The 18117-nt window shown below is 64.2% G+C and carries 22 protein-coding genes; 12 read left to right on the top strand and 10 right to left on the bottom strand.

The annotated features are described in order from the left end of the window. Window positions 1-15: 15 nt before the first annotated feature. Window positions 16-648 (bottom strand): LysE family translocator, encoded by a 633-nt coding sequence (locus ACSQ3Z_RS03160; RefSeq protein ID WP_436169921.1) that lies wholly within the window; start codon window positions 646-648, stop codon window positions 16-18. A 125-nt stretch (window positions 649-773) separates the two neighbouring features. Between ACSQ3Z_RS03160 and ACSQ3Z_RS03155 the strand changes: the two genes are divergently transcribed. Next, the gene (locus ACSQ3Z_RS03155) at window positions 774-1196 is read left to right on the top strand and encodes a metallopeptidase family protein (RefSeq protein WP_404283819.1); all 423 of its coding nucleotides are present in this window, start codon (window positions 774-776) and stop codon (window positions 1194-1196) included. 7 nt (window positions 1197-1203) lie between these two features. Then, the gene (locus ACSQ3Z_RS03150; protein WP_436169920.1) at window positions 1204-1629 is read left to right on the top strand and encodes a hypothetical protein; all 426 of its coding nucleotides are present in this window, start codon (window positions 1204-1206) and stop codon (window positions 1627-1629) included. 8 nt (window positions 1630-1637) lie between these two features. On the opposite strand, the gene ACSQ3Z_RS03145 is transcribed toward ACSQ3Z_RS03150, so the two are convergent. Further along, window positions 1638-1844, bottom strand: coding sequence for a DUF1737 domain-containing protein (locus ACSQ3Z_RS03145; protein WP_436169919.1), 207 nt, complete (start codon window positions 1842-1844; stop codon window positions 1638-1640). A 43-nt stretch (window positions 1845-1887) separates the two neighbouring features. Then, on the bottom strand, window positions 1888-2766 hold the full coding sequence (locus ACSQ3Z_RS03140; protein ID WP_436169918.1) for an HpcH/HpaI aldolase/citrate lyase family protein: 879 nt from the start codon (window positions 2764-2766) through the stop codon (window positions 1888-1890). A 299-nt stretch (window positions 2767-3065) separates the two neighbouring features. On the opposite strand from ACSQ3Z_RS03140, the gene ACSQ3Z_RS03135 reads away from it, so the two are divergent. Genes ACSQ3Z_RS03135 through ACSQ3Z_RS03120 form a run of 4 tightly spaced genes read left to right on the top strand, consistent with a single transcriptional unit; the run spans window position 3066 to window position 8067 of the window. Further along, window positions 3066-4598: a DUF4153 domain-containing protein gene (locus ACSQ3Z_RS03135; RefSeq protein ID WP_436169917.1), complete on the top strand. Its 1533-nt coding sequence runs from the start codon at window positions 3066-3068 to the stop codon at window positions 4596-4598. Window positions 4599-4601: 3 nt separating this feature from the next. After that, the gene (locus tag ACSQ3Z_RS03130; RefSeq protein WP_436169916.1) at window positions 4602-5294 is read left to right on the top strand and encodes a response regulator; all 693 of its coding nucleotides are present in this window, start codon (window positions 4602-4604) and stop codon (window positions 5292-5294) included. A gap of 59 nt (window positions 5295-5353) precedes the next feature. Further along, window positions 5354-6871, top strand: coding sequence for an ATP-binding protein (locus ACSQ3Z_RS03125; protein WP_436171823.1), 1518 nt, complete (start codon window positions 5354-5356; stop codon window positions 6869-6871). Window positions 6872-6900: 29 nt separating this feature from the next. Then, window positions 6901-8067, top strand: a complete 1167-nt coding sequence (locus ACSQ3Z_RS03120) for an NAD(P)/FAD-dependent oxidoreductase (RefSeq protein WP_436169915.1) — start codon at window positions 6901-6903, stop codon at window positions 8065-8067. Window positions 8068-8295: 228 nt separating this feature from the next. Here the strand turns inward: ACSQ3Z_RS03120 and ACSQ3Z_RS03115 are convergent, their stop codons facing one another. The 4 genes from ACSQ3Z_RS03115 to ACSQ3Z_RS03100 form a co-directional block, all read right to left on the bottom strand. Then, a complete protein-coding gene (locus tag ACSQ3Z_RS03115) occupies window positions 8296-8790 on the bottom strand; it encodes an SRPBCC family protein (RefSeq protein ID WP_436169914.1) in 495 nt (164 codons plus the stop codon). Between the two features lie 42 nt (window positions 8791-8832). Continuing rightward, complete coding sequence (locus ACSQ3Z_RS03110) at window positions 8833-9285, bottom strand: SRPBCC family protein (protein ID WP_436169913.1); 453 nt, start codon at window positions 9283-9285, stop codon at window positions 8833-8835. Next, window positions 9282-9596, bottom strand: coding sequence for an ArsR/SmtB family transcription factor (locus ACSQ3Z_RS03105; RefSeq protein WP_436171822.1), 315 nt, complete (start codon window positions 9594-9596; stop codon window positions 9282-9284). The genes ACSQ3Z_RS03110 and ACSQ3Z_RS03105 overlap by 4 nt, the downstream gene beginning before the upstream one ends. Before the next feature lie 92 nt (window positions 9597-9688). After that, the gene (locus ACSQ3Z_RS03100) at window positions 9689-10114 is read right to left on the bottom strand and encodes a GNAT family N-acetyltransferase (protein WP_436169912.1); all 426 of its coding nucleotides are present in this window, start codon (window positions 10112-10114) and stop codon (window positions 9689-9691) included. A gap of 263 nt (window positions 10115-10377) precedes the next feature. On the opposite strand from ACSQ3Z_RS03100, the gene leuD reads away from it, so the two are divergent. The 6 genes from leuD (at window position 10378) to ACSQ3Z_RS03070 (ending at window position 14407) form a co-directional block, all read left to right on the top strand. Beyond that, window positions 10378-10983, top strand: coding sequence for a 3-isopropylmalate dehydratase small subunit (gene leuD / locus ACSQ3Z_RS03095; RefSeq protein WP_120014521.1), 606 nt, complete (start codon window positions 10378-10380; stop codon window positions 10981-10983). 67 nt (window positions 10984-11050) lie between these two features. Next, window positions 11051-12007 carry a hypothetical protein gene (locus ACSQ3Z_RS03090; RefSeq protein ID WP_436169911.1) on the top strand — a complete coding sequence of 319 codons (957 nt, stop codon included), beginning with the start codon at window positions 11051-11053 and terminating at the stop codon, window positions 12005-12007. 103 nt (window positions 12008-12110) lie between these two features. After that, a complete protein-coding gene (locus tag ACSQ3Z_RS03085) occupies window positions 12111-12494 on the top strand; it encodes a RidA family protein (RefSeq protein WP_436169910.1) in 384 nt (127 codons plus the stop codon). 13 nt (window positions 12495-12507) lie between these two features. Then, on the top strand, window positions 12508-12858 hold the full coding sequence (locus ACSQ3Z_RS03080; protein WP_436169909.1) for a VOC family protein: 351 nt from the start codon (window positions 12508-12510) through the stop codon (window positions 12856-12858). An 87-nt stretch (window positions 12859-12945) separates the two neighbouring features. Next, window positions 12946-14049: a 3-isopropylmalate dehydrogenase gene (gene leuB / locus ACSQ3Z_RS03075; RefSeq protein WP_436169908.1), complete on the top strand. Its 1104-nt coding sequence runs from the start codon at window positions 12946-12948 to the stop codon at window positions 14047-14049. A gap of 28 nt (window positions 14050-14077) precedes the next feature. Further along, entirely contained in the window at window positions 14078-14407 is a 330-nt protein-coding gene (locus ACSQ3Z_RS03070) for a hypothetical protein (protein ID WP_436169907.1), read from the top strand. Window positions 14408-14456: 49 nt separating this feature from the next. On the opposite strand, the gene ACSQ3Z_RS03065 is transcribed toward ACSQ3Z_RS03070, so the two are convergent. The 3 genes from ACSQ3Z_RS03065 to ACSQ3Z_RS03055 all read right to left on the bottom strand — a co-directional run bounded on the left by ACSQ3Z_RS03065 (window position 14457) and on the right by ACSQ3Z_RS03055 (window position 17851). Beyond that, window positions 14457-15104 (bottom strand): DUF805 domain-containing protein, encoded by a 648-nt coding sequence (locus ACSQ3Z_RS03065; protein ID WP_436169906.1) that lies wholly within the window; start codon window positions 15102-15104, stop codon window positions 14457-14459. A 72-nt stretch (window positions 15105-15176) separates the two neighbouring features. Beyond that, window positions 15177-15890 carry a DUF805 domain-containing protein gene (locus tag ACSQ3Z_RS03060; protein ID WP_436169905.1) on the bottom strand — a complete coding sequence of 238 codons (714 nt, stop codon included), beginning with the start codon at window positions 15888-15890 and terminating at the stop codon, window positions 15177-15179. Window positions 15891-15991: 101 nt separating this feature from the next. Then, the gene (locus tag ACSQ3Z_RS03055; protein WP_436169904.1) at window positions 15992-17851 is read right to left on the bottom strand and encodes a DEAD/DEAH box helicase; all 1860 of its coding nucleotides are present in this window, start codon (window positions 17849-17851) and stop codon (window positions 15992-15994) included. Between the last annotated feature and the right edge of the window lie 266 nt (window positions 17852-18117).

The raw sequence follows: 18117 nt of genomic DNA, 5'->3' as shown, positions 1-18117 counted from the left end.
TCTGTTGTTACGTGCTTAGCGTTGACCACCGAAGGCCAGCCGAGCCGCAAGCGCTGCAAATACAGTTCCCAGCAAAAGCTGGGGCGCCCGCTGAAACCGCGCGCGCCTCGACAGTGCCGCACCGATCCGGCTCGCGGTCAGGATGACCAGGCCATTGACCATCAGCCCGATCAAATTGAGGACGGTCGCCAGCACCAGGATCTGCGCCGCCACGGAACCGGCCTGCGGCTGCACGAACTGCGGGAAAAGCGCCAGCACGAACAGCGCCATCTTCGGGTTGAGCAGGTTGGTCAGCAATCCCTGCCGGAAGATGCGGGTTTGCGAATAGCGCGGCAGGCCGGCGACCGGCGCCAGCGCCGTGCCGTCGGCACGGAACGCTTTCCAGGCGAGATAGGCGAGATAGGCCGCGCCTGCATAACGGACGATATCGTAAGCGATGGGAGCGGCGAGGAACAGCTGCGACAAGCCGAAGGCGGCGGCCAGCGCATGGCAATAAGTGCCGGCGGCGATGCCGGCATAGGTCGCCAGGCCCGCCGCGCGCCCCTGGCTGGCGCTGCGGGATGCGATCAAAAGCATGTCCGGCCCCGGCGTCGCCGTCAAAGCGAGGCAAGCAATCGCGAAAAGTCCAAGGGTGGAAAGGTCCGGCATGAGAGCTCCTGATCCATGGCCGGAACTGACCCGTACGCGATTCCCCGACAGCATGAAACAGGAATTGCTGCGTCATTTGCCGATTTCGGCGTGAAAGCCTATATGCCGGGATCAAAGGACAAAGCATGGCCCGCATCTACAAGACCCGCACCTGGCACGACCAGCTTTCGCCGTCGATGGAGGAAATGGAGTTCCTGGCGCTGGAGGCCTACGCCCATCTGCCGGAGGAATTTCGCAAGCTGACCGGCGAGATCGTCATCCAGATCGCCGACTTCCCGACCGACGAGATCATGGACGATTTGTCGCTGGAAACGCCGTTCGACCTGCTCGGCCTGTTCGAGGGGCGCGGCATCGCCGAGCGCTGGAACCCGCAGACCGGCGAGGGCCCGAACCGCATCACGCTCTACCGCCGCGCCATCCTCGACTACTGGGCCGAGAACGAGGAGACGCTGGGCGACATCGTCACCCATGTGCTGATCCACGAGATCGGCCACCATTTCGGCCTGTCGGACGATGATATGGAGCGGATCGAAGAGGCGGCGGAATAGTACCCAGATGACGGAAGCAGAATTTGCGGACCTGGTCGATTGCAATTGGCCATATCACGACATTCCACAAAGCCGGGCACTGATCGCAACCGCTGTGGGTATTTCGCCGAATGCTGCTTTTGTTGCACTCAGTGAACTCTGCCATCTGCCCGCAAGTGCTGCCGCCGAACCCGCCACTCTCTTAGCTCTGGTCGATTTTTGGCTATCCGAATTCGACCACCCAGCAGCGCCTATGACAGCGGAATGCGCGATCTCCATAATTGAACGCAAGCAACTGTCGGTCCCCGTGATACTTGCGAAGATGGATTACGTCTCCGGCTATCCCGGCCTCCTTGCAGCGCTATCGATACTCTACTTCAGCTGCGACGACGTCGACGACCTCGCACATGCGCGGTTCAACGAAATCAGAGCCGCTTGGGAAAAGCTGGCGTAAAGGGTGTCCTACCAGTCGCTGAGCTTGGTGTCGGGCCCGTATTCCTGGCCCTCGACGTCCTTCACCACCGCCTGGCCGCAACGCATGGTCTTGGTCTTCTTGTCGTAGGCGTAGGTCGGCGAGCCGAACAGGTGCCAGCCCTTGTTCAGCGCCGCGGTCACCATGTGGCAGAAGCTGGAATCGTCCGGAGCGGACAGAAAGCGGTAGAGTTTCATTTTCAAGTCCTGTCGTAAGTACCCATAACCCACAAGGGCTTTATCATGCGCCGATGGCCGCCGCCTTCGCCAGCAGTTTTTCGGCCTGCGCCAGATGCAGCCGCTCGACCATTTTGCCATCCAGCGCGATCACGCCCTTGCCGGCATTTTCGGCAAGCGCGAAGGCGTCCTTCACCGCGCGTGCCGCGGCCACTGCCTCTGCGGACGGCGCAAAGGCGCGGTTCGCCCCTTCGATCTGGGCCGGGTGGATGAGCGACTTGCCGTCGAACCCCATGGCGGCGGCTTCCGCGCATTCGCGCGCCAGGGCATCCAAATCGCGAAAATCGTTGGAGACGCCGTCGAGAATATCGAGCCCGCCGGCGCGCGCGGCCAGCACCATCTGCATCAGCCAGGGCATGAGATAGCGTCGGTCCGGCGTGGCCAGGATACGGGTCTCCTTGATCAGATCATTCGTTCCGGCAACGAAACAAGCGAGCCGCGAGGCCGGGTCGCGACCCAGTTCGGCAATGGCGCCGATGTTGAGCAGGGCCTTGGGCGTCTCGATCATCGCCCAGATCTTGACCGTGTCCGGGGCGAAATTGTCGTCGAGCACATCGCCGGCCTCCAGGATGTCGCGCGGCGTGACGACCTTGGGCAAGAGGATGCCGTCGGCCTCGACCTTCGCCGCCGCCAGCACATCGTCGGCGCCCCATTCGCTGGACAGCGCATTGACCCGCACGATCATTTCGCAGCGCCGGTTCGGGCGGCCGGCAAAAATACCCGCCAGCTTTTCACGCGCCGCAATCTTGTCGGCCGGTGCGACGGCATCTTCGAGGTCGATGATGATGGCGTCGCAGGCAAGCGAAGCGACCTTGGCCAGCGCTCTGTCGTTCGAGCCGGGGATGTAGAGCACCGAGCGGCGCGGGCGGTAGGTTTCAGTCATGCCCGATCTATGCCGCCAGAGACTGGGAGAGGCAAGCACTCTTCGCCCTGCACGAAAACTGCACACAATTGCAGGAAACCTCCTCCAAACCGCCCTGTCTGTTCCCTGCCAGCCTGCGAGACAGGCGGCATGCAAGAGCGAACAAACCTCCGTTGGTCCCTGCCGTATCGGCTGCGCTGCGAAGGCTGGTGGCTGGTCGATCCGCCGAAGGTCCGCCCGACGGCGAGCCTGCTGCCCTTCATCCCGAGATCGCCGCCGCGCTATGCCGGCCGCGCGGCAGAAGCGAGGAAAATTCGCTCATGACGGCGTTGCTTACCCCGAGCTATTGCAGCCGCTTCGGCATCGCCGTGCTGCTGGTCGCGCTGGCGGATTTTCTCTTCTACGGCCAGCCGGCCGGCATCAATTTCTTGCTGTTCGCCATCCTGATCGCCGGCGCGGTCGTGGCCGTGCATCCTTCGGCCTTCAGCGACGCCAGGCTCTGGCTCAAGCCCGCCGCCCTGCTCGTCGCGCTGCTGCCGCTGGTCGAAAACGTCAGCCCTTTGTCGGTTGTGATCGCGCTGGTGGCGCTGGCGATGTTTGCGCTTTCGCTCGCCGGACGGCTGCGTTCCAGCCTTGCCCGCGTCGCCGGCCAGCTTTCACTCTTCCTGCTCGCCGCGCCGTTCCGGCTCATTCGCGACTTCTTCCGCTGGCGCAAGGCGGCGCGGCGGCTTGGCCGGCGGCGCATCCGGCTGGCGGCCATCGCCGTCTGGGCGATGCCGCTGGCGCTCGGCGCGGTGTTCCTGGCCCTGTTCGGCGCCGCCAATCCGGTCATCGAATACTGGTTCAGGCTGATCGACCTGTTCGCGCTGCTCGATCTTATCCAGCTGGCGCGGCTGATCTTCTGGCTGCTGGTGCTTGCCGGCGTCTGGGCCTTCCTGCGTCCCCGCCTGCCGCGCCTTCTTCGTCGCTTGCCGCGTTTGGCGCCGACCGTGCCCGCCGATGCACAGCCGGTGACAAAAGCCGTCACCACGATCGAGGACATCGTCTTCGGCAAGGCCGCGATCCTGCGCGCGCTGGTCGTGTTCAACGTCCTGTTTGCGCTGCAGACCGGGCTCGACGCCACCTATCTCTGGGGCGGCGTCGCCCTCCCCGACGGGCTGACCTACGCCGCCTACGCACATCGCGGCGCCTATCCGCTGATCGTCACTGCGCTGCTCGCCGCCGGCTTCGTGCTGGCAGCGCTGCGGCCGGGCAGCGAAACGTCGGGGGATCCGCTGATCCGCCGGCTGGTCTATGCCTGGGTGGCGCAGAACATCGTGCTGGTCATTTCTTCGATCCTGCGGCTCGACCTCTATGTCGGCATCTATGCGCTGACCTATCTGCGCATCGCCGCCTTTGTCTGGATGGGGCTGGTGGCGGCGGGCCTGGCGCTGATCATCGCCCGCATCGCGCTGAGAAAATCCAGCGAATGGCTGCTGTCCGCCAATCTTCTGACGTTATCGGCGACGCTCTATGTCTGCTGCTTCATCAACTTTGCCGTGCTGATCGCCAACTACAATGTCGACCGCTCCTACGAAATGAACGGCCCGGGCACCCACCTCGATCTCCAGTATGTCCGCTCGCTCGGCCCCAGTGCCTTGCCGGCCCTCGATCGCTTTTTCGACCACCAAAAGAAAGTATTCCTTGCTGATAAACGCGACGGGGTCGACGCGATGACCGAAGCCCGCTATCGCACCAAGCAGAGAAACTGGCGCGCGTGGAGCTTTCGCGACTGGCGGCTTCTGCGCTATCTCGACAGCAACGGCGCGCTCGTGAATCCTGCCGTTTCCGAACCTTACGTGCCGGGCCGCTGATCGATGCCGCATAACATCCTCGTCGCCGACGACGATCCGCACATCCGCGAGATCATCTGCTTCGCGCTGGAAAAGGCGGGGATGAGGACGGTTTCGGTATCCGACGGCGCCGCCGCATTGCAGGCCATCGAACGCCGTGCGCCCGATCTCGTCGTGCTCGACATCGGCATGCCGGAGATGGACGGGCTGGAGGTCTGCCGGCGGCTCAGGCAGCGATCCGACGTGCCGGTGCTGTTCCTGTCGGCGCGGGATGAAGAGATCGACCGCATCCTCGGGCTGGAAATGGGCGGCGACGACTATGTCACCAAGCCGTTCAGCCCGCGTGAACTGGTGGCGCGGGTCAACGTCATCCTGCGCCGCGCCCGCCAGGCGCCGGCCGAGAGCGACGAGCGGCAATTTTCGCATGGCAGGCTGGTGCTGGTGCCGGCCAGCCATGGCGCCAGCTTCGACGGCAAGGAGTTGGCGCTGACGGGAATCGAGTTCGCGATCCTCAAAGGCTTCCTCGCGCGCCCCTCGCATGTTCTTGCCCGCGAGGCGGTGATGGCCAACGCCTATGCCGCCAACATCCATGTCGCCGATCGCACCGTCGACAGCCATATCCGCAACATTCGCGCCAAGCTGGCGGCCGCCGGCTGCGCCGACGCAATCGAGACCGTGCATGGCGTCGGTTTCCGGCTCGGCCGGTGCGGCGCGTGACCCCCGACAAATGGCGTCCGCGCCTTGCCACGGTCGTCATCGCCATCCTGGTCGTGGTGATGGCGCTGCCGCTGGTCGGCCTGTTCTTCTTCCGGCTCTATGAGAACCAGCTGATCCGCCAGACCGAGGCTGAGCTGATCGCGCAAGGCGCCGTGCTTGCCGCTGTTTATGCGCAGGACGTGCGCGAGGCCGGCATCCCTTCTGGGAAACTCGGTGTGCCGATGCCGGCACCGGGAAGCGATGCCGAGAGCCGGACCGACAATTCAAGCTCGCCCTACCGGCCGATCGAACCGCGTCTCGATCTCGCTTCGGACACAGTCCTGCCGACCCGGCCGGCGGCTACAATCGCCATCGTCGATCCAGACTTCGCGGCAATCGGCTCGCGCCGGTCAGGCCTCCTCACGGAAACGCAGAAAACCACACTGGCCGGCTTCCGGCTGCTCGACCCCAGGGGCGTCGTCATTGCCGGGCGCGAAGAGGTCGGCCAGTCGCTCGGCGCGGTTCAAGAGGTGCGTGAGGCGCTCGCCGGCCGCTACGCCAGCGCGCTCAGGCTGCGGATCCCCGAGGAGCCGGCGCCGCCGCTCTATTCGGTCAGCCGCGGCACCAAGGTGCGCGTCTTCGTCGCCATGCCGGTCGCTGTCGACGGCAAGGTCGCCGGCGTGGTCTATCTGTCGCGGACGCCGAACAACATCGTCAAGCATCTCTATGGCGAGCGCGGCAAGGTGACCCTGGCGGCGATCGCCATTCTCGGCGGCACGCTGCTGATCGGGCTGGTCTTCCTGCGCACCGTCAGCCGGCCGATCTACGGGCTGATCGAACGGACCAGGCGCATCGCCGCCGGCGACCGCGCGGCGATGCGACCGCTCGATCACCACGGCACGCGCGAGATGGCCGCGCTTTCCACGGCCTTTCTCGACATGGCTGAAAAGCTGCAGGCGCGCTCCGACAGCATCCAGACTTTTGCCACCCATGTCTCGCATGAGCTGAAATCGCCGCTGACGGCGATCCAGGGCGCGGCGGAGCTTTTGCGCGATTCCGGTTCGGCGATGGACGAGGCCGAGCGGCGGCGGTTCTCCAACAACATCGTCACCGATGCCGGACGGCTCAATCTTCTGGTGCGCCGCCTGCTCGACCTGGCGCGGGCCGAAAACCTTGCCCCGAGCGGCGATACCACCTCGATCGGTGCGGCGCTGGCGCTGCTGCCGGTCGAAAACAGGCTGGCTGTGCAGGTTGAGGCGGGCGGCGACATCGCCTTGCGCATCTCCGGCGAAAACGCGGCCATCGTGCTTGCCAACCTGATCGACAATTCGGCGCGGCACGGCGCCACGGCAGTTTCGCTCTCGGCGACCAGCGCGGACGGCAAGGCGACCGTCCATATCAGCGACGACGGCGCCGGCATTTCGCCGAGCAACCGTGCCAAGGTCTTCGAGCCGTTCTTCACCACGCGCCGCGAGTCCGGCGGCACCGGCATGGGGCTTGGCATCGTGCTGGCCCTCCTGAAAGCGCATGATGGCACGATCAGGCTGGTTGACTCCGAACGCGGCACGCGCTTCGAGATCACTTTGCCTGCTGCATGAAGGATGCGCGCGGCGGATCGGAGAAAAGAGTGCGCTACGACATCGTCATCATCGGTGGAGCCATCGTCGGCTCCTCGGTCGCCTACTACCTGCGCGAGGAGGGGTTCTCGGGCTCGATCGCGCTTATCGAGCGCGACCCGCAATTCGCCCATGCGGCAACGACATTGTCCTGCGCTTCCATCCGCCAGCAATTCTCGATCCCGGAAAACATCCGCCTGTCGCAGTTCACGCTAAAGCTGTTCCGGCGGCTGACGGAGACCTTTGGGCCGGATGCCGATATCGGCTTTCGCGAAGGCGGCTATCTCATCCTGGCCGGCGAGAACGGGCTGCCTATCCTGAAGGCCAACCATGAGGCGCAGATGGCCGAGGGCGCCGACATCGTGCTCGAAGATGCGGATGCGCTGGTGCGACGCTTCCCGTGGCTGTCTGCCGAGGGCATCACCGCCGGCGCCTATGGCCGAACCGGCGAGGGCTGGTTCGACGCGCATGCGATGCTGATGTTGTTCCGCAAGGCGCTGCGCGAGAAAAAGATCGATTTCATCACCGCCGACGTCACCGGCATCGAGCGGCAGGGCGATCGTGTTGTGAGCGTGACCCTGGTCAATGGCGACAGGCTGGAGGCCGGCATCGTCGTCAACGCCGCCGGGCCGAATGCCGGCAAGGTGGCTGCCATGGCCGGGCTGGCGTTGCCGGTCGAGCCGCGCAAGCGCAACGTCTTCGTCTTCGAGGCACGTGAAAAGTATCCCGACATGCCGCTGCTGGTCGATCCCTCCGGCATCTATGTGCGGCCGGAAGGTTCGGTCTACATCACCGGCGGCGCCGAGCCGGAGGAGGGCGACGGCCCGGCCGATCCCAAGGATTTCGATCCGGACTGGCCGCTGTTCGAAGAGGTGATCTGGCCGGTGCTGGCGACCCGCATCCCGGCCTTCGAGGCGATCAAGCCGACACGCGCCTGGGCCGGACACTACGACTACAACACGCTCGACCAGAACGCGGTAATCGGCCCGCATCCCGAGGTTGGGAATTTCCTGTTCGCCAACGGCTTTTCAGGTCACGGCCTGCAGCAGGCGCCGGCGGTCGGCAAGGCGCTGGCCGAGCTGATCGTGCATGGCGGGTACAGGACGGTGGATTGCTCGGCGTTTGGGTATGGCAGGGTGGCGGAAGGTCGGGCGTTTCGAGAATTGAATGTGATTTGAGGGTTAGGGACTCTCGCTTTCGGACGTTGGCGCTGCCCCTCACCTGCCTGCCGGCATCCTCTCCCCGTAAACCGGGCTGGGGGGCCATGTTCCCGGCGATTTCGCCAATCACCGAGCGTTGCAGGAAGGCCGCCAGGTTGCGACCAGCCTCTTTCTCCCCGTTTACGGGGAGAAATGCCCGGCAGGGCAATGAGGGGCAGCGCCGACGTCACCCAATTCGCTACTGGGCTAAGCCGCAACCCGCCTGCCCGCATCAAGATACCCCTGCAGCCAGCCCAGCACGCGCGCCCAGCCATCTGCATGCTCGGCCGCCGCGTCCGCAAACCCGGCAAACCCACCATGGCAGATTGTGAGCCGCGTGCCGCCGCCGACCGGCTCCAGCAGATAGGCGACCGTCGTTTCATGCCGGCCAAGCGTCGGGTGATCCCAGTTGTATATTCGTGTCTGCACGACCCGGCGCGGCGTTTCGACCTCCAGAAACCGGCCGCTGGCGGGCAGGCGCATGCCGCCGGCCGTGCGCACGGTGACGCTCCAATACCCGCCGACGCGGAGGTCGGCCGTCCAGCCGGTCATACGGTAGGTGTCCGCGGAGCCCCACCAGCGCTCGACCTCGTCGGTGACAAGCGCCGCAAGCACCAGTTCGGGAGTGGCGGGAATTTCGGCCGATGCCATGACCGTCTCGCCATTCGCCATGGCCTGCGGCGAGGAATGTTGGAGCAGCATTTTCCACCTCCACAAAGGACTGTTTCGGAATCGAAACGAGCTTCAGGCCGCCTTTGACGGTGGGCGCTCAAAGCCCTTGCCAGTTTCGAGCAAACTCTTCAGGCTCGACAGCACGAGCGGCCAGCCCTTTGCGACGTTCGCGATCAGTTTGTGCGGACCGTCGGCCTCGTGGGTGACGGCGAGTTTCGTCATCTCGCCGTCCTGCTCGATGGTGAAGGTGCAGCGCGTGTAGCCGTCGGCCTTCACCTCGGGCATCCATTCGTTGCGCCATTTGATCACCAGGCGCCTGGGCGGGTCGATTTCGAGGATCTCGCCGCTGTCGGCGACGCGGCCGTCCGGGAAGATCAGCTTCCAGTCGGACCCCACTTTCCAGTCGCTCTCCTGATAGGAGCAGAGAAAGAATTGCCGGTTGAATTCCGGCTCGGTCAGCGCTTCCCAGAGCTTTTCAGGCGTGGTGCGGATGTAGGTGACATAAACGAAGGTGTTGTCGCTCACGGCTCTTCCCTTTCAAGTCGTTTCTTCAAATTACTGAGGGCGTTCAGTCGCCCCCGTTCGAACTTGCCGATCCAGCGTTCGGCGATCTCGTTGATAGGAACGGGGTTGAGGTAGTGCTCCTTCTCGCGCCCGTTGCGGATGGCGGTGACGAGGTTCGCCTCCTCCAGGATCGCCAGATGCTTCGTCACCGCCTGGCGCGTCATGTCGATTTCGCCGGACAGCGCGTTCAGCGTCTGTCCGTTCTTGGCATGGAGGCTGTCCAGCAATTGCCGGCGGGTCGGGTCGGCCAGTGCGCGAAAGACTGCATCCATGCTCATGCGCTTTAATATGCAACCATTTGGTTGCATGTCAAGGCGCCGCATTCAGGTGGAGGATCACTGCTTCGTGAGATGGTGGCCGGGATTCAGCCCTTGCGGCCGAACCAGAACGCGTCGGGCATGCGCTTCATGCCGACCCGTTGGTAGAAGCCGACGGCGTCGGGCATGGAAATCAGGCTGATGGCGACGGAAGGCCCGAGCTGCCGGCGCGCCTCGTCCATCAGGCCCTTGCCGATGCCGAGCCCTTGCGCCGATTTGGAGACGGCGAGTTCGGAAATGTAGCAGACCCAGGCAAAGTCGGTCATGGCGCGGGCAACGCCGAGCAGTGGCTTGCCCTCGGCGTCGAGACGCGCCGTCAGCACCAAATTGGCGCCCGAAAGCATTTTCTCCAGCCGGGCCCCGTCATCGACGGGGCGCGTTTCGCCGAGGCCGGATTCCACCAGCACGCGGCGGAACTCGGCGATGTCGAGCGTCGGCTCGCTGGCGTAAAGAATGCGGGATCGTCCAGTCATGATCGCCAGACTGCACCAAGGCTACGCGATTTCGAAGCCGTTTTTTCCAGGGTTTCAGTTTTGACGTGTGGCATGATACAGCCATCGCGGCGGCCCGTAGCTCAGGGGAAGAGCGCCAGCTGCATGCTGGAGGCCCCCGGTCGAGACGGGGCGGGTCCGCCACCAAAACGTCATGCGCAAACAGCTGCCTTTTATTTGCCCGCGGCTTTGTGTAAACCGGGCGCCAGCAAATCCCCCGCAACGAAAAGAAGACGGGCAGACCCATGGAAAAATTCACCAAGCTCACCGGTGTTGCCGCTCCGATGCCGATCGTCAATGTCGACACCGACATGATCATCCCCAAGGATTATCTCAAGACGATCAAGCGCACCGGGCTCGGCAGCGGCCTGTTCGCCGAAATGCGCTACAAGGACGACGGCTCGGAAAACCCGGACTTCGTGCTCAACAAGCCGGCCTATCGCAAGGCGCAGATTCTGGTCGCCGGCGATAATTTCGGCTGCGGGTCGAGCCGCGAGCACGCGCCGTGGGCGCTGCTCGATTTCGGCATTCGCTGCGTCATCTCGACCTCGTTCGCCGACATCTTCTACAACAATTGCTTCAAGAACGGCATTTTGCCGATCACCGTCAGCCCGGAAGATCTGGAGAAGCTGATGGACGACGCCTCGCGCGGTTCCAACGCAACGGTGTCGGTCGATCTCGAGGCCAAGGAGATCCGCGGCCCGGATGGCGGCGTGGTCACCTTCGACCTCGACGACTTCAAGCGCCACTGCCTGCTCAATGGCCTCGACGATATTGGCCTGACCATGGAGAAGGCCGGCGCCATCGACTCGTTCGAGAAGAAGAACGCCGAGCAGCGCCCCTGGGCCTGAACGGCCGGATCTGAGCGGCTAGCGAAGCGGCGCCGATGGCCGGCATGGCGTTGAACGGAGGACGGTCATGACACGCTCGCTTCTGGCCGGCGCCTCAGTACTGGCGTTGATGGTACTGCCCGCGACGAGCACCTATGCCCAGACGCAGACGCCCGCCGCGCAACAGACCCCGGCAGCGGGCGACCAGCCGGCAACCGACCAGGGCGCGGCCGATCAGGGATCGTCGAGCACCACCGATGCGGCGCCCACCGACGACGACAAGCAGGCGCCGATCCCGTTCGAGGGCGGCCAACTGACCATCACGCAGCCGGAGCAGGACGGTGAAAAGGTGCTGGCCTATGACGGCAAGCTGCTGGCGAGCAATTACGACGTCTACTTCGACAAGGTCGTCAAGGTCGGCGGCGTCAATGTGGCGCTGGTTGATGTCGGCGACGGCGGCAATCAGTGCGGCCCGGCCAAGGTGATCGTGTGGAAGCCGGAAGGCGGCTCCATCCAGACCACAACGGTTGAGCAGGACGAATGCGGCGCGCCGCCGGCGGCGGTGTCGGACAACGCCATCTATTTCGTGCCCTATCTCCTGCCGGGGGAATCGAGGCCGGCGCTGCAATGGTCGCCCACCGAAGGGCTGACGACCTCTGGCAATCTCAGCTATGTGCCGGAACCCGGCACCGACTGGAAAGATGTCGATCCGGCCAAATACCAGAACATCATCGATGCCTTCCACAACGAGGCTGTCTACAAGGCGGCCGAGACGCTGCTCGGCAAGGAAATGCCCGACATGGCGACCAGCCTTTTGGTTGGCGGCGGCACGGAAAAAACGGCGTCGGGCGCCTTCTACGCCAGCGGCTGCGTGCCGCATGATTGCGGCGGCAATGACGGCTTCATGGCCGTCGACCCGGCCAAGCACACGCTCTACTTCGCCCGCCAGGGCGACAAGCCCGAGCCGGACGCCTGGCCGCCGGTGACGACGTGGCCGGCCGATGTGAAGGAAGCGCTGGACAAGGCGCTGGGCTCGGGGAATTAGGCTTTTATGCGAGGGGGTGCTGTCCCGCCGACATCAACCGCTTGGCCCATGGTCAGCCCCGCCCTTTCCGCGCAAAATGCTCGCAACGATTTCGCGAGGCCTCATGCGCAAACTCATTTCCACCGGTTCGCCCTTCGAAAAAGCCGCCGGCTACTCACGCGCTGTCGTACAGGGCGACTGGTGCTTCGTGTCCGGAACCACCGGTTACGACTACGCGGCCATGACGATGCCGGAGACGGTCGAGGCGCAGACGCGCAATTGCCTGGCGACGATTGCCAAGGCGTTGCAGGACGGCGGCTTCGAGATGGCGGATGTGGTGCGGGCGCATTACTACATCACCGACCAGGCTTTCGTGGATGTCGTCTTCCCGATCCTTGGCGAAGCCTTCGGCGAGATCAGGCCGGCGGCGACGATGATCGTGTGCCAGCTCAACAAGCCGGAAATGAAGATCGAGATTGAGGTCACGGCGCTGCGGCGGACGGCATGAGGAGACCAAAGCCATGACGGTCCGGCGCATCGTCGCCAATATCGAGACGCCGGACTTGGCTGCGGCAAAGCACTTCTACCATGATGTGCTCGGCCTCGATGTGCTCATGGATCTAGGCTGGATCGCCACCTACGGCTCGCAAGACACGATGACCGTGCAGGTCAGCTTCATGGCCCAAGGCGGCTCCGGCACGCCGGTGCCGGACCTCTCGATCGAGGTCGACGATGTCGATGCCGCGCTCGACGCCATGAAGGCCGCCGGCTTCGCCATCGAATACGGGCCGGCCGACGAACCCTGGGGCGTGCGGCGCTTTTACGTGCGCGACCCGTTCGGCAAGCTGGTCAATATCCTCTCGCACCGGTGACCACGCTTCCCACGCGCAGGCTTGCGCACCGGCCGCTTGGCGTTTAGCAAGGCCGCGATTTCAACTTTCTTTCCGGGACGGTTCTCCATGGCTTCGAAAAATCTTCTCCTGCTCGCCGGCGACGGCATCGGCCCCGAGGCGATGGCCGAGGTGAAGAAGCTGATCGCGGCCATGAACGCAAAGCTGGGCAGTGGTTTTGCCACCGACGAAGGCCTGGTCGGCGGCTGCGCCTATGATGCGCATGGCGCGGCGATCTCCGATGCCGATATGGAAAAGGCGATGGCGGCGGATGCGGTGCTGTTCGGCGCCGTCGGCGGGCCGAAATGGGACAAGGTGCCTTACGAGGTGCGTCCTGAAGCCGGCCTGCTGCGCCTGCGCAAGGACATGGAGCTGTTTGCCAATCTGCGCCCGGCCATCTGCTATCCGGCGCTGGCCGCATCCTCCTCGCTCAAGCAGGAGGTCGTCGAGGGTCTCGATATCCTCATCGTGCGCGAGCTTACCGGCGGCGTCTATTTCGGCGAGCCGAAACAGATCGTCGATCTCGGCAACGGCCAGAAGCGCGGCATCGACACGCAGGTCTACGACACGTTCGAGATCGAGCGCATCTCCGGCGTCGCTTTCGAGCTGGCGCGGACGCGCAAGAACCACGTCACCTCGATGGAAAAGCGCAACGTGATGAAGTCGGGCGTGCTGTGGAACGAGGTCGTCACCCAGACGCACAAGGCGCGCTATGCCGACGTCAAGCTCGACCACATGCTGGCCGATGCCGGCGGCATGCAGCTGGTGCGCTGGCCGAAACAGTTCGATGTCATCGTCACCGACAATCTGTTCGGCGACATGCTGTCCGACATCGCCGCCATGCTGACCGGCTCGATCGGCATGCTGCCGTCGGCCTCACTCGGCGCGCCGGATGTGAAGACCAAGAAGCGCAAGGCGCTCTACGAGCCGGTGCATGGCTCGGCGCCCGACATCGCCGGCCAGGGCATCGCCAACCCGATCGCCATGATCGCCTCCTTCGCCATGTGCCTGCGCTATTCCTTCGGCATGGTGGCCGAGGCCGACAAGCTCGAAGGCGCTATCGCCGCCGTGCTCGACCAGGGCTTGCGCACCAAGGACATCCTGTCCGAGGGCATGACCGAGGTCGGCACCGTCGAGATGGGCGACGCGATCATCGCCAAGTTCCTGGGGTGACAGTTGCACGGGCGAAGTGCAGCGCGCCATGGAAAGAGAGCTTCTTGCCGAGCACGAACGCCAGGCTGACTTTCGCGGCGATCAACACCTCGCGCCAATGCTGCAGTTCATCCACGAACGATATCAGGTCGAAAAGAGCGATTTCTATCTGCTAAAGGTCATTCCCGATCAACACGAGGTGTGTCTCTCGCTCTGGCTTTGGCCGGATAAGGTCGTTGACTGCGAAATTTCCCATGACGGATCGACGTTTGAAATTGTCGAGACGCGCGCGATTCAGGTCCACAAGAGAGTCCTTCGGGGTCGGGCTTTGAAAGACTTCCATATCGTCGAGCGCTTCGCCTTGGGCGAGCAGTCTTAGCAGCCTGACTCAGGTTCGGACTAATCGGTCTCGCTCCAGCCGGCACCGGCTAAACCCTGACGCCTGCCGGCATCGGACCCCAGCGATTTTCGCCAAATTGAGATGGAACAAGCCCAATGAAAAGAAACGCCACGCTACCCAAGGCTGGCGTGAAGCAAACCAAGGCAAGCCATCCGGTTAGACCAATGTCGTGCAGACGGCGCACGATAAGCGCGATCAACGGCAGAATCATTGCCAGTACGAAAAGCAGAGCAGGAACGTAGCCGATCGAGGTCCTCGGACCATTTCCAAAACCGCTGATCGCGAGGTTTAGAAGAATGCCGAAACCGGACAGCGCGACGAGCACGACGATCGAGCAGATATAGAACGCCCAGAACTCCTTGCGGCGGGCGCGTCCGTTGAAATTGCCGTAGTCCGCGATCATCGCGCGCCGGAAATAGGCCCATAAGCCGATGGATTGGGCCAGCCGACGTTCGGCAGAGTGAACAGGACGTTTCGACGGATCGCGTTCTGGCGTGGCTGCGGCGACGATATCGTGCGCTGTCCTATCGTCCGCCCTGAACTCGACAAGTGTGCCCCTGGCAAGCGACACGTCCTGCCTCAGGTCCCCGCGCGCGAAGATATAGCGCTTGCCGTCCACTCCGTTGACGTAGCCGTAGTCCTGCTCTTCGTCGTAATGATACACCGTGCCGCGCATCGCCTGCCCCCCTGCATTGCGTCGTCTCAGTACTACCTAAAGTTGCTTGCAATGGCAATATGCACGTTCCGGTTAGATCCTGACACCGGCCGGCACCGGCCCCCACCGGTTTTCTTGTCCCTGCGTCGGGATCAGCCCGAAGACCAGCGTGGCCAGGCCGCCGACGGTCGGAATGAAAAACAGCACGGCAAGCCAGCCGGTCAGGCCGATATCGTGCAAGCGGCGCACGATCAGTCCGATCCACGGCACGAACGTTGCCAGGATGAACGTGATGGAAAGCCCCATCGTCATCGCGGGCAGGTCGGTGCCGGCGTCCAGATTGCCCATGGCCGCGTCGGCGCCGGCGCCGATACCGAAGATCGCGATCAAGCAGATCATCCAGAACAGGCAGAAGGCCCAGAATTCCTTGCGGCGGGCGCGGCCGGCGAAGTTGAAATAGTTTTCCGTCACCGCCCGCCAGAAATAGCTCCACAATCCGGTGGAGCCGCCGGTCTCGTTCTCGGCGAGACGGCCGAAATGCTGCGGTTGCGGCGCGGCCGCCGCCGGCTTGCTGCCGGCCTGAGGTGATGTGGCGGCGGCGCCTGCTGGAGCCGCCGACATCTGGGCGCGGATCGAATAGACATTGCGCGCCTGGCCGCCGCCCGGCTGGAATTCGACAAGCGCGCCCTTGGCCACCGAGGCGTCGCGGCGCATGTCCTCGCGCGCGAAGCTGTAGCGGTTGCCGTCGGCTCCAGCGATGAAACCGAAGCCCTGGTCTTCGTCATAGTGAAGAACTTCGCCGCGCATTGCCGTGTCCCCCATTGCCGCGCATGCCCAGACTGTTCAAAGTTGCGGCGAACCGCAAGGGGCATGCGTGAAACGGGCGGCCGCTATGGCAAGCCGGGCGATCAACCCGGCCGCTTCTTCGATTTCTTGTGCTTTGCCGGTCCGGCTTTGTCGAATTTCGGCTTGGCTGCTTTCCCGGCCCAGGGCTTTGCCTCGAACGGAGGGCGCTCCGATGGCGCAGCGCGCTTGTCGAATTTCGGCTTGTGGGCACTTTGCGGCGCATTCTGGTCGAATGCCCGCTTGCCGCGATGCGGCTTCTTGTCAGGCTGCGGCGGCTGATAGCCAGCTCGGGACAGATCGGGCGTGCCGTCCAGCCGCTTCACCACGATGTTGTTCTGCAATTTGCGGTCGGGGCCGATCGCCGCCAGGAACTGGTCGGCCCAGTCGGCGGCGATTTGAACGAAGGTCTCTTCCGGCTGCATCTTGATGGCGCCGATCTCGCGCTTGGAGATGTTGCCGGTGCGGCACAGCATCGGGATCAGCCAGCGCGGCTCGGCATTCTGCCGGCGGCCGACCGACAGCGAGAACCAGACGCTGGCGCCGAAATCGTCGCGGCGGCTGGGCGTCTCGTCGCGGCGGGCAAACTTTTCGCCCGACGGCGTGAAGGGTGCGACGTCCATGAGATCTTCGGGCGCCGAGCGGCTGGCGCGACATTGGCGTACGAAGGCGGCCGCCACCTGTTCGGCGCCATGCTGGGCGAGAAGCGCGTCGATGAAAGCGCGCTCGTCATCCTTCACGGGCTCGTCGAAAGCCGGGTCGGCAAGAATGCGCTCGTCGTCGCGCTGGATCACATCGTCGGCCGACGGCGGGCTGGCCCATGTCGCCTTGAGCCCGGCGTTCTGCAGCAGCCGTTCGGTGCGCTTGCGGGCACTGTTCGGAACGATAAGCGCGCTGACGCCTTTGCGCCCGGCGCGCCCGGTTCGTCCACTCCGGTGCAGCAGCGTTTCCGGGTTGGTCGGCAGGTCGGCATGAACAACCAGTTCGAGGTTGGGCAGGTCGATGCCGCGTGCCGCAACGTCGGTGGCGATGCACACCTTGGCGCGGCCGTCGCGCATCGCCTGCAAGGCATGGCTGCGCTCGTTCTGGCTGAGCTCGCCGGACAGCGCCACGACGGAGAAATTGCGGTTGTTGAAGCGCGCGGTCAGATGGTTGACGGCGGCGCGGGTGTTGCAGAACACCAGCGCGTTCTTGGCCTCGTAATAGCGAAGCACGTTGATGATGGCGTTTTCCCGGTCGGCCTGCGCGACGTTCAGCGCCCGGTATTCGATGTCGAGATGCTGCTTTTCCTCGCCGGCGGCCGAGATGCGCACGGCATCGCGCTGGTAGCCCTGGGCCAGAGTGGCGATGGAGCGCGGCACGGTGGCCGAGAACATCAGCGTGCGGCGCTCGGCGGGGGCGGCATCGAGGATGAATTCCAGGTCCTCACGAAAACCGAGATCGAGCATCTCGTCGGCTTCGTCGAGCACCACGGCCTTGAGCGCCGACATGTCGAGCGCGTGCCGAGTGATGTGGTCGCGCAGCCGGCCGGGCGTGCCGACGACGATGTGGGCGCCGCGCTCCAGCGCGCGCCGCTCCGTGCGCATGTCCATGCCGCCGACGCAGGACGCCACCGTGGCGCCGGTCAGCTCGTAGAGCCATTGCAATTCGCGCGTCACCTGCAAAGCGAGTTCGCGCGTCGGCGCCACGGCCAGCGCCAGCGGTGCCGCGGCCTGGTCAAAGCGCGCCGCGCCGCCAAGAAGCGTCGGCGCCAGCGCAAGGCCGAAGGCGACGGTCTTGCCGGAACCGGTCTGCGCCGAAACCAGCGCGTCGGCCTGGCCGAGCTCAGGAGCGAGTACCGCCTTCTGCACCGGGGTCAGCTCGGCATAGCCGCGTTTTTCCAGCGCCTGTGCAAGCGCAGGAACAATACCTTGGAAACTGGACATCTATCTCTTTCGGAATTCAGGGTCTGCGCTCGTCATGGAGCACATGCCGGGGCCGGCGCCGCGCCAGCCAAACAATCTTGGCCGTTCGTACTTCGTGCCGCCGCTCTTGTACAGGGTGGCGTGACGACCATGCGTCGCGCCACCAATTGACTCTTTATGCAAACCGCGTAAAAGCCCGCATCGAACGGGATCGTCATTCGATGCGCGGCCTTTTGATGGCTCTTCTTGCATTCGACTTCCCTGGCCACAATGCGAACCATTGGGCC

Origin of the sequence: Mesorhizobium sp. LjNodule214, from assembly GCF_964252735.1 — a bacterium.
Lineage (GTDB): Bacteria > Pseudomonadota > Alphaproteobacteria > Rhizobiales > Rhizobiaceae > Mesorhizobium.
Note: the sequence above shows the minus strand (reverse complement) of the source record. Positions and strands in the feature narration are given on the sequence as shown.

Excerpts from the sequence above, each read along its gene's own strand:
- ACSQ3Z_RS03160 (WP_436169921.1), bottom strand. The coding sequence starts at position 648 with ATGCCGGACCTTTCCACCCTTGGACTTTTCGCGATTGCTTGCCTCGCT.
- ACSQ3Z_RS03155 (WP_404283819.1), top strand. The coding sequence starts at position 774 with ATGGCCCGCATCTACAAGACCCGCACCTGGCACGACCAGCTTTCGCCG.
- ACSQ3Z_RS03150 (WP_436169920.1), top strand. The coding sequence starts at position 1,204 with ATGACGGAAGCAGAATTTGCGGACCTGGTCGATTGCAATTGGCCATAT.
- ACSQ3Z_RS03145 (WP_436169919.1), bottom strand. The coding sequence starts at position 1,844 with ATGAAACTCTACCGCTTTCTGTCCGCTCCGGACGATTCCAGCTTCTGC.
- ACSQ3Z_RS03140 (WP_436169918.1), bottom strand. The coding sequence starts at position 2,766 with ATGACTGAAACCTACCGCCCGCGCCGCTCGGTGCTCTACATCCCCGGC.
- ACSQ3Z_RS03135 (WP_436169917.1), top strand. The coding sequence starts at position 3,066 with ATGACGGCGTTGCTTACCCCGAGCTATTGCAGCCGCTTCGGCATCGCC.
- ACSQ3Z_RS03130 (WP_436169916.1), top strand. The coding sequence starts at position 4,602 with ATGCCGCATAACATCCTCGTCGCCGACGACGATCCGCACATCCGCGAG.
- ACSQ3Z_RS03125 (WP_436171823.1), top strand. The coding sequence starts at position 5,354 with ATGGCGCTGCCGCTGGTCGGCCTGTTCTTCTTCCGGCTCTATGAGAAC.
- ACSQ3Z_RS03115 (WP_436169914.1), bottom strand. The coding sequence starts at position 8,790 with ATGCTGCTCCAACATTCCTCGCCGCAGGCCATGGCGAATGGCGAGACG.
- ACSQ3Z_RS03105 (WP_436171822.1), bottom strand. The coding sequence starts at position 9,596 with ATGGATGCAGTCTTTCGCGCACTGGCCGACCCGACCCGCCGGCAATTG.
- ACSQ3Z_RS03100 (WP_436169912.1), bottom strand. The coding sequence starts at position 10,114 with ATGACTGGACGATCCCGCATTCTTTACGCCAGCGAGCCGACGCTCGAC.
- leuD (WP_120014521.1), top strand. The coding sequence starts at position 10,378 with ATGGAAAAATTCACCAAGCTCACCGGTGTTGCCGCTCCGATGCCGATC.
- ACSQ3Z_RS03090 (WP_436169911.1), top strand. The coding sequence starts at position 11,051 with ATGACACGCTCGCTTCTGGCCGGCGCCTCAGTACTGGCGTTGATGGTA.
- ACSQ3Z_RS03085 (WP_436169910.1), top strand. The coding sequence starts at position 12,111 with ATGCGCAAACTCATTTCCACCGGTTCGCCCTTCGAAAAAGCCGCCGGC.
- ACSQ3Z_RS03080 (WP_436169909.1), top strand. The coding sequence starts at position 12,508 with ATGACGGTCCGGCGCATCGTCGCCAATATCGAGACGCCGGACTTGGCT.
- leuB (WP_436169908.1), top strand. The coding sequence starts at position 12,946 with ATGGCTTCGAAAAATCTTCTCCTGCTCGCCGGCGACGGCATCGGCCCC.
- ACSQ3Z_RS03070 (WP_436169907.1), top strand. The coding sequence starts at position 14,078 with ATGGAAAGAGAGCTTCTTGCCGAGCACGAACGCCAGGCTGACTTTCGC.
- ACSQ3Z_RS03065 (WP_436169906.1), bottom strand. The coding sequence starts at position 15,104 with ATGCGCGGCACGGTGTATCATTACGACGAAGAGCAGGACTACGGCTAC.
- ACSQ3Z_RS03060 (WP_436169905.1), bottom strand. The coding sequence starts at position 15,890 with ATGCGCGGCGAAGTTCTTCACTATGACGAAGACCAGGGCTTCGGTTTC.
- ACSQ3Z_RS03055 (WP_436169904.1), bottom strand. The coding sequence starts at position 17,851 with ATGTCCAGTTTCCAAGGTATTGTTCCTGCGCTTGCACAGGCGCTGGAA.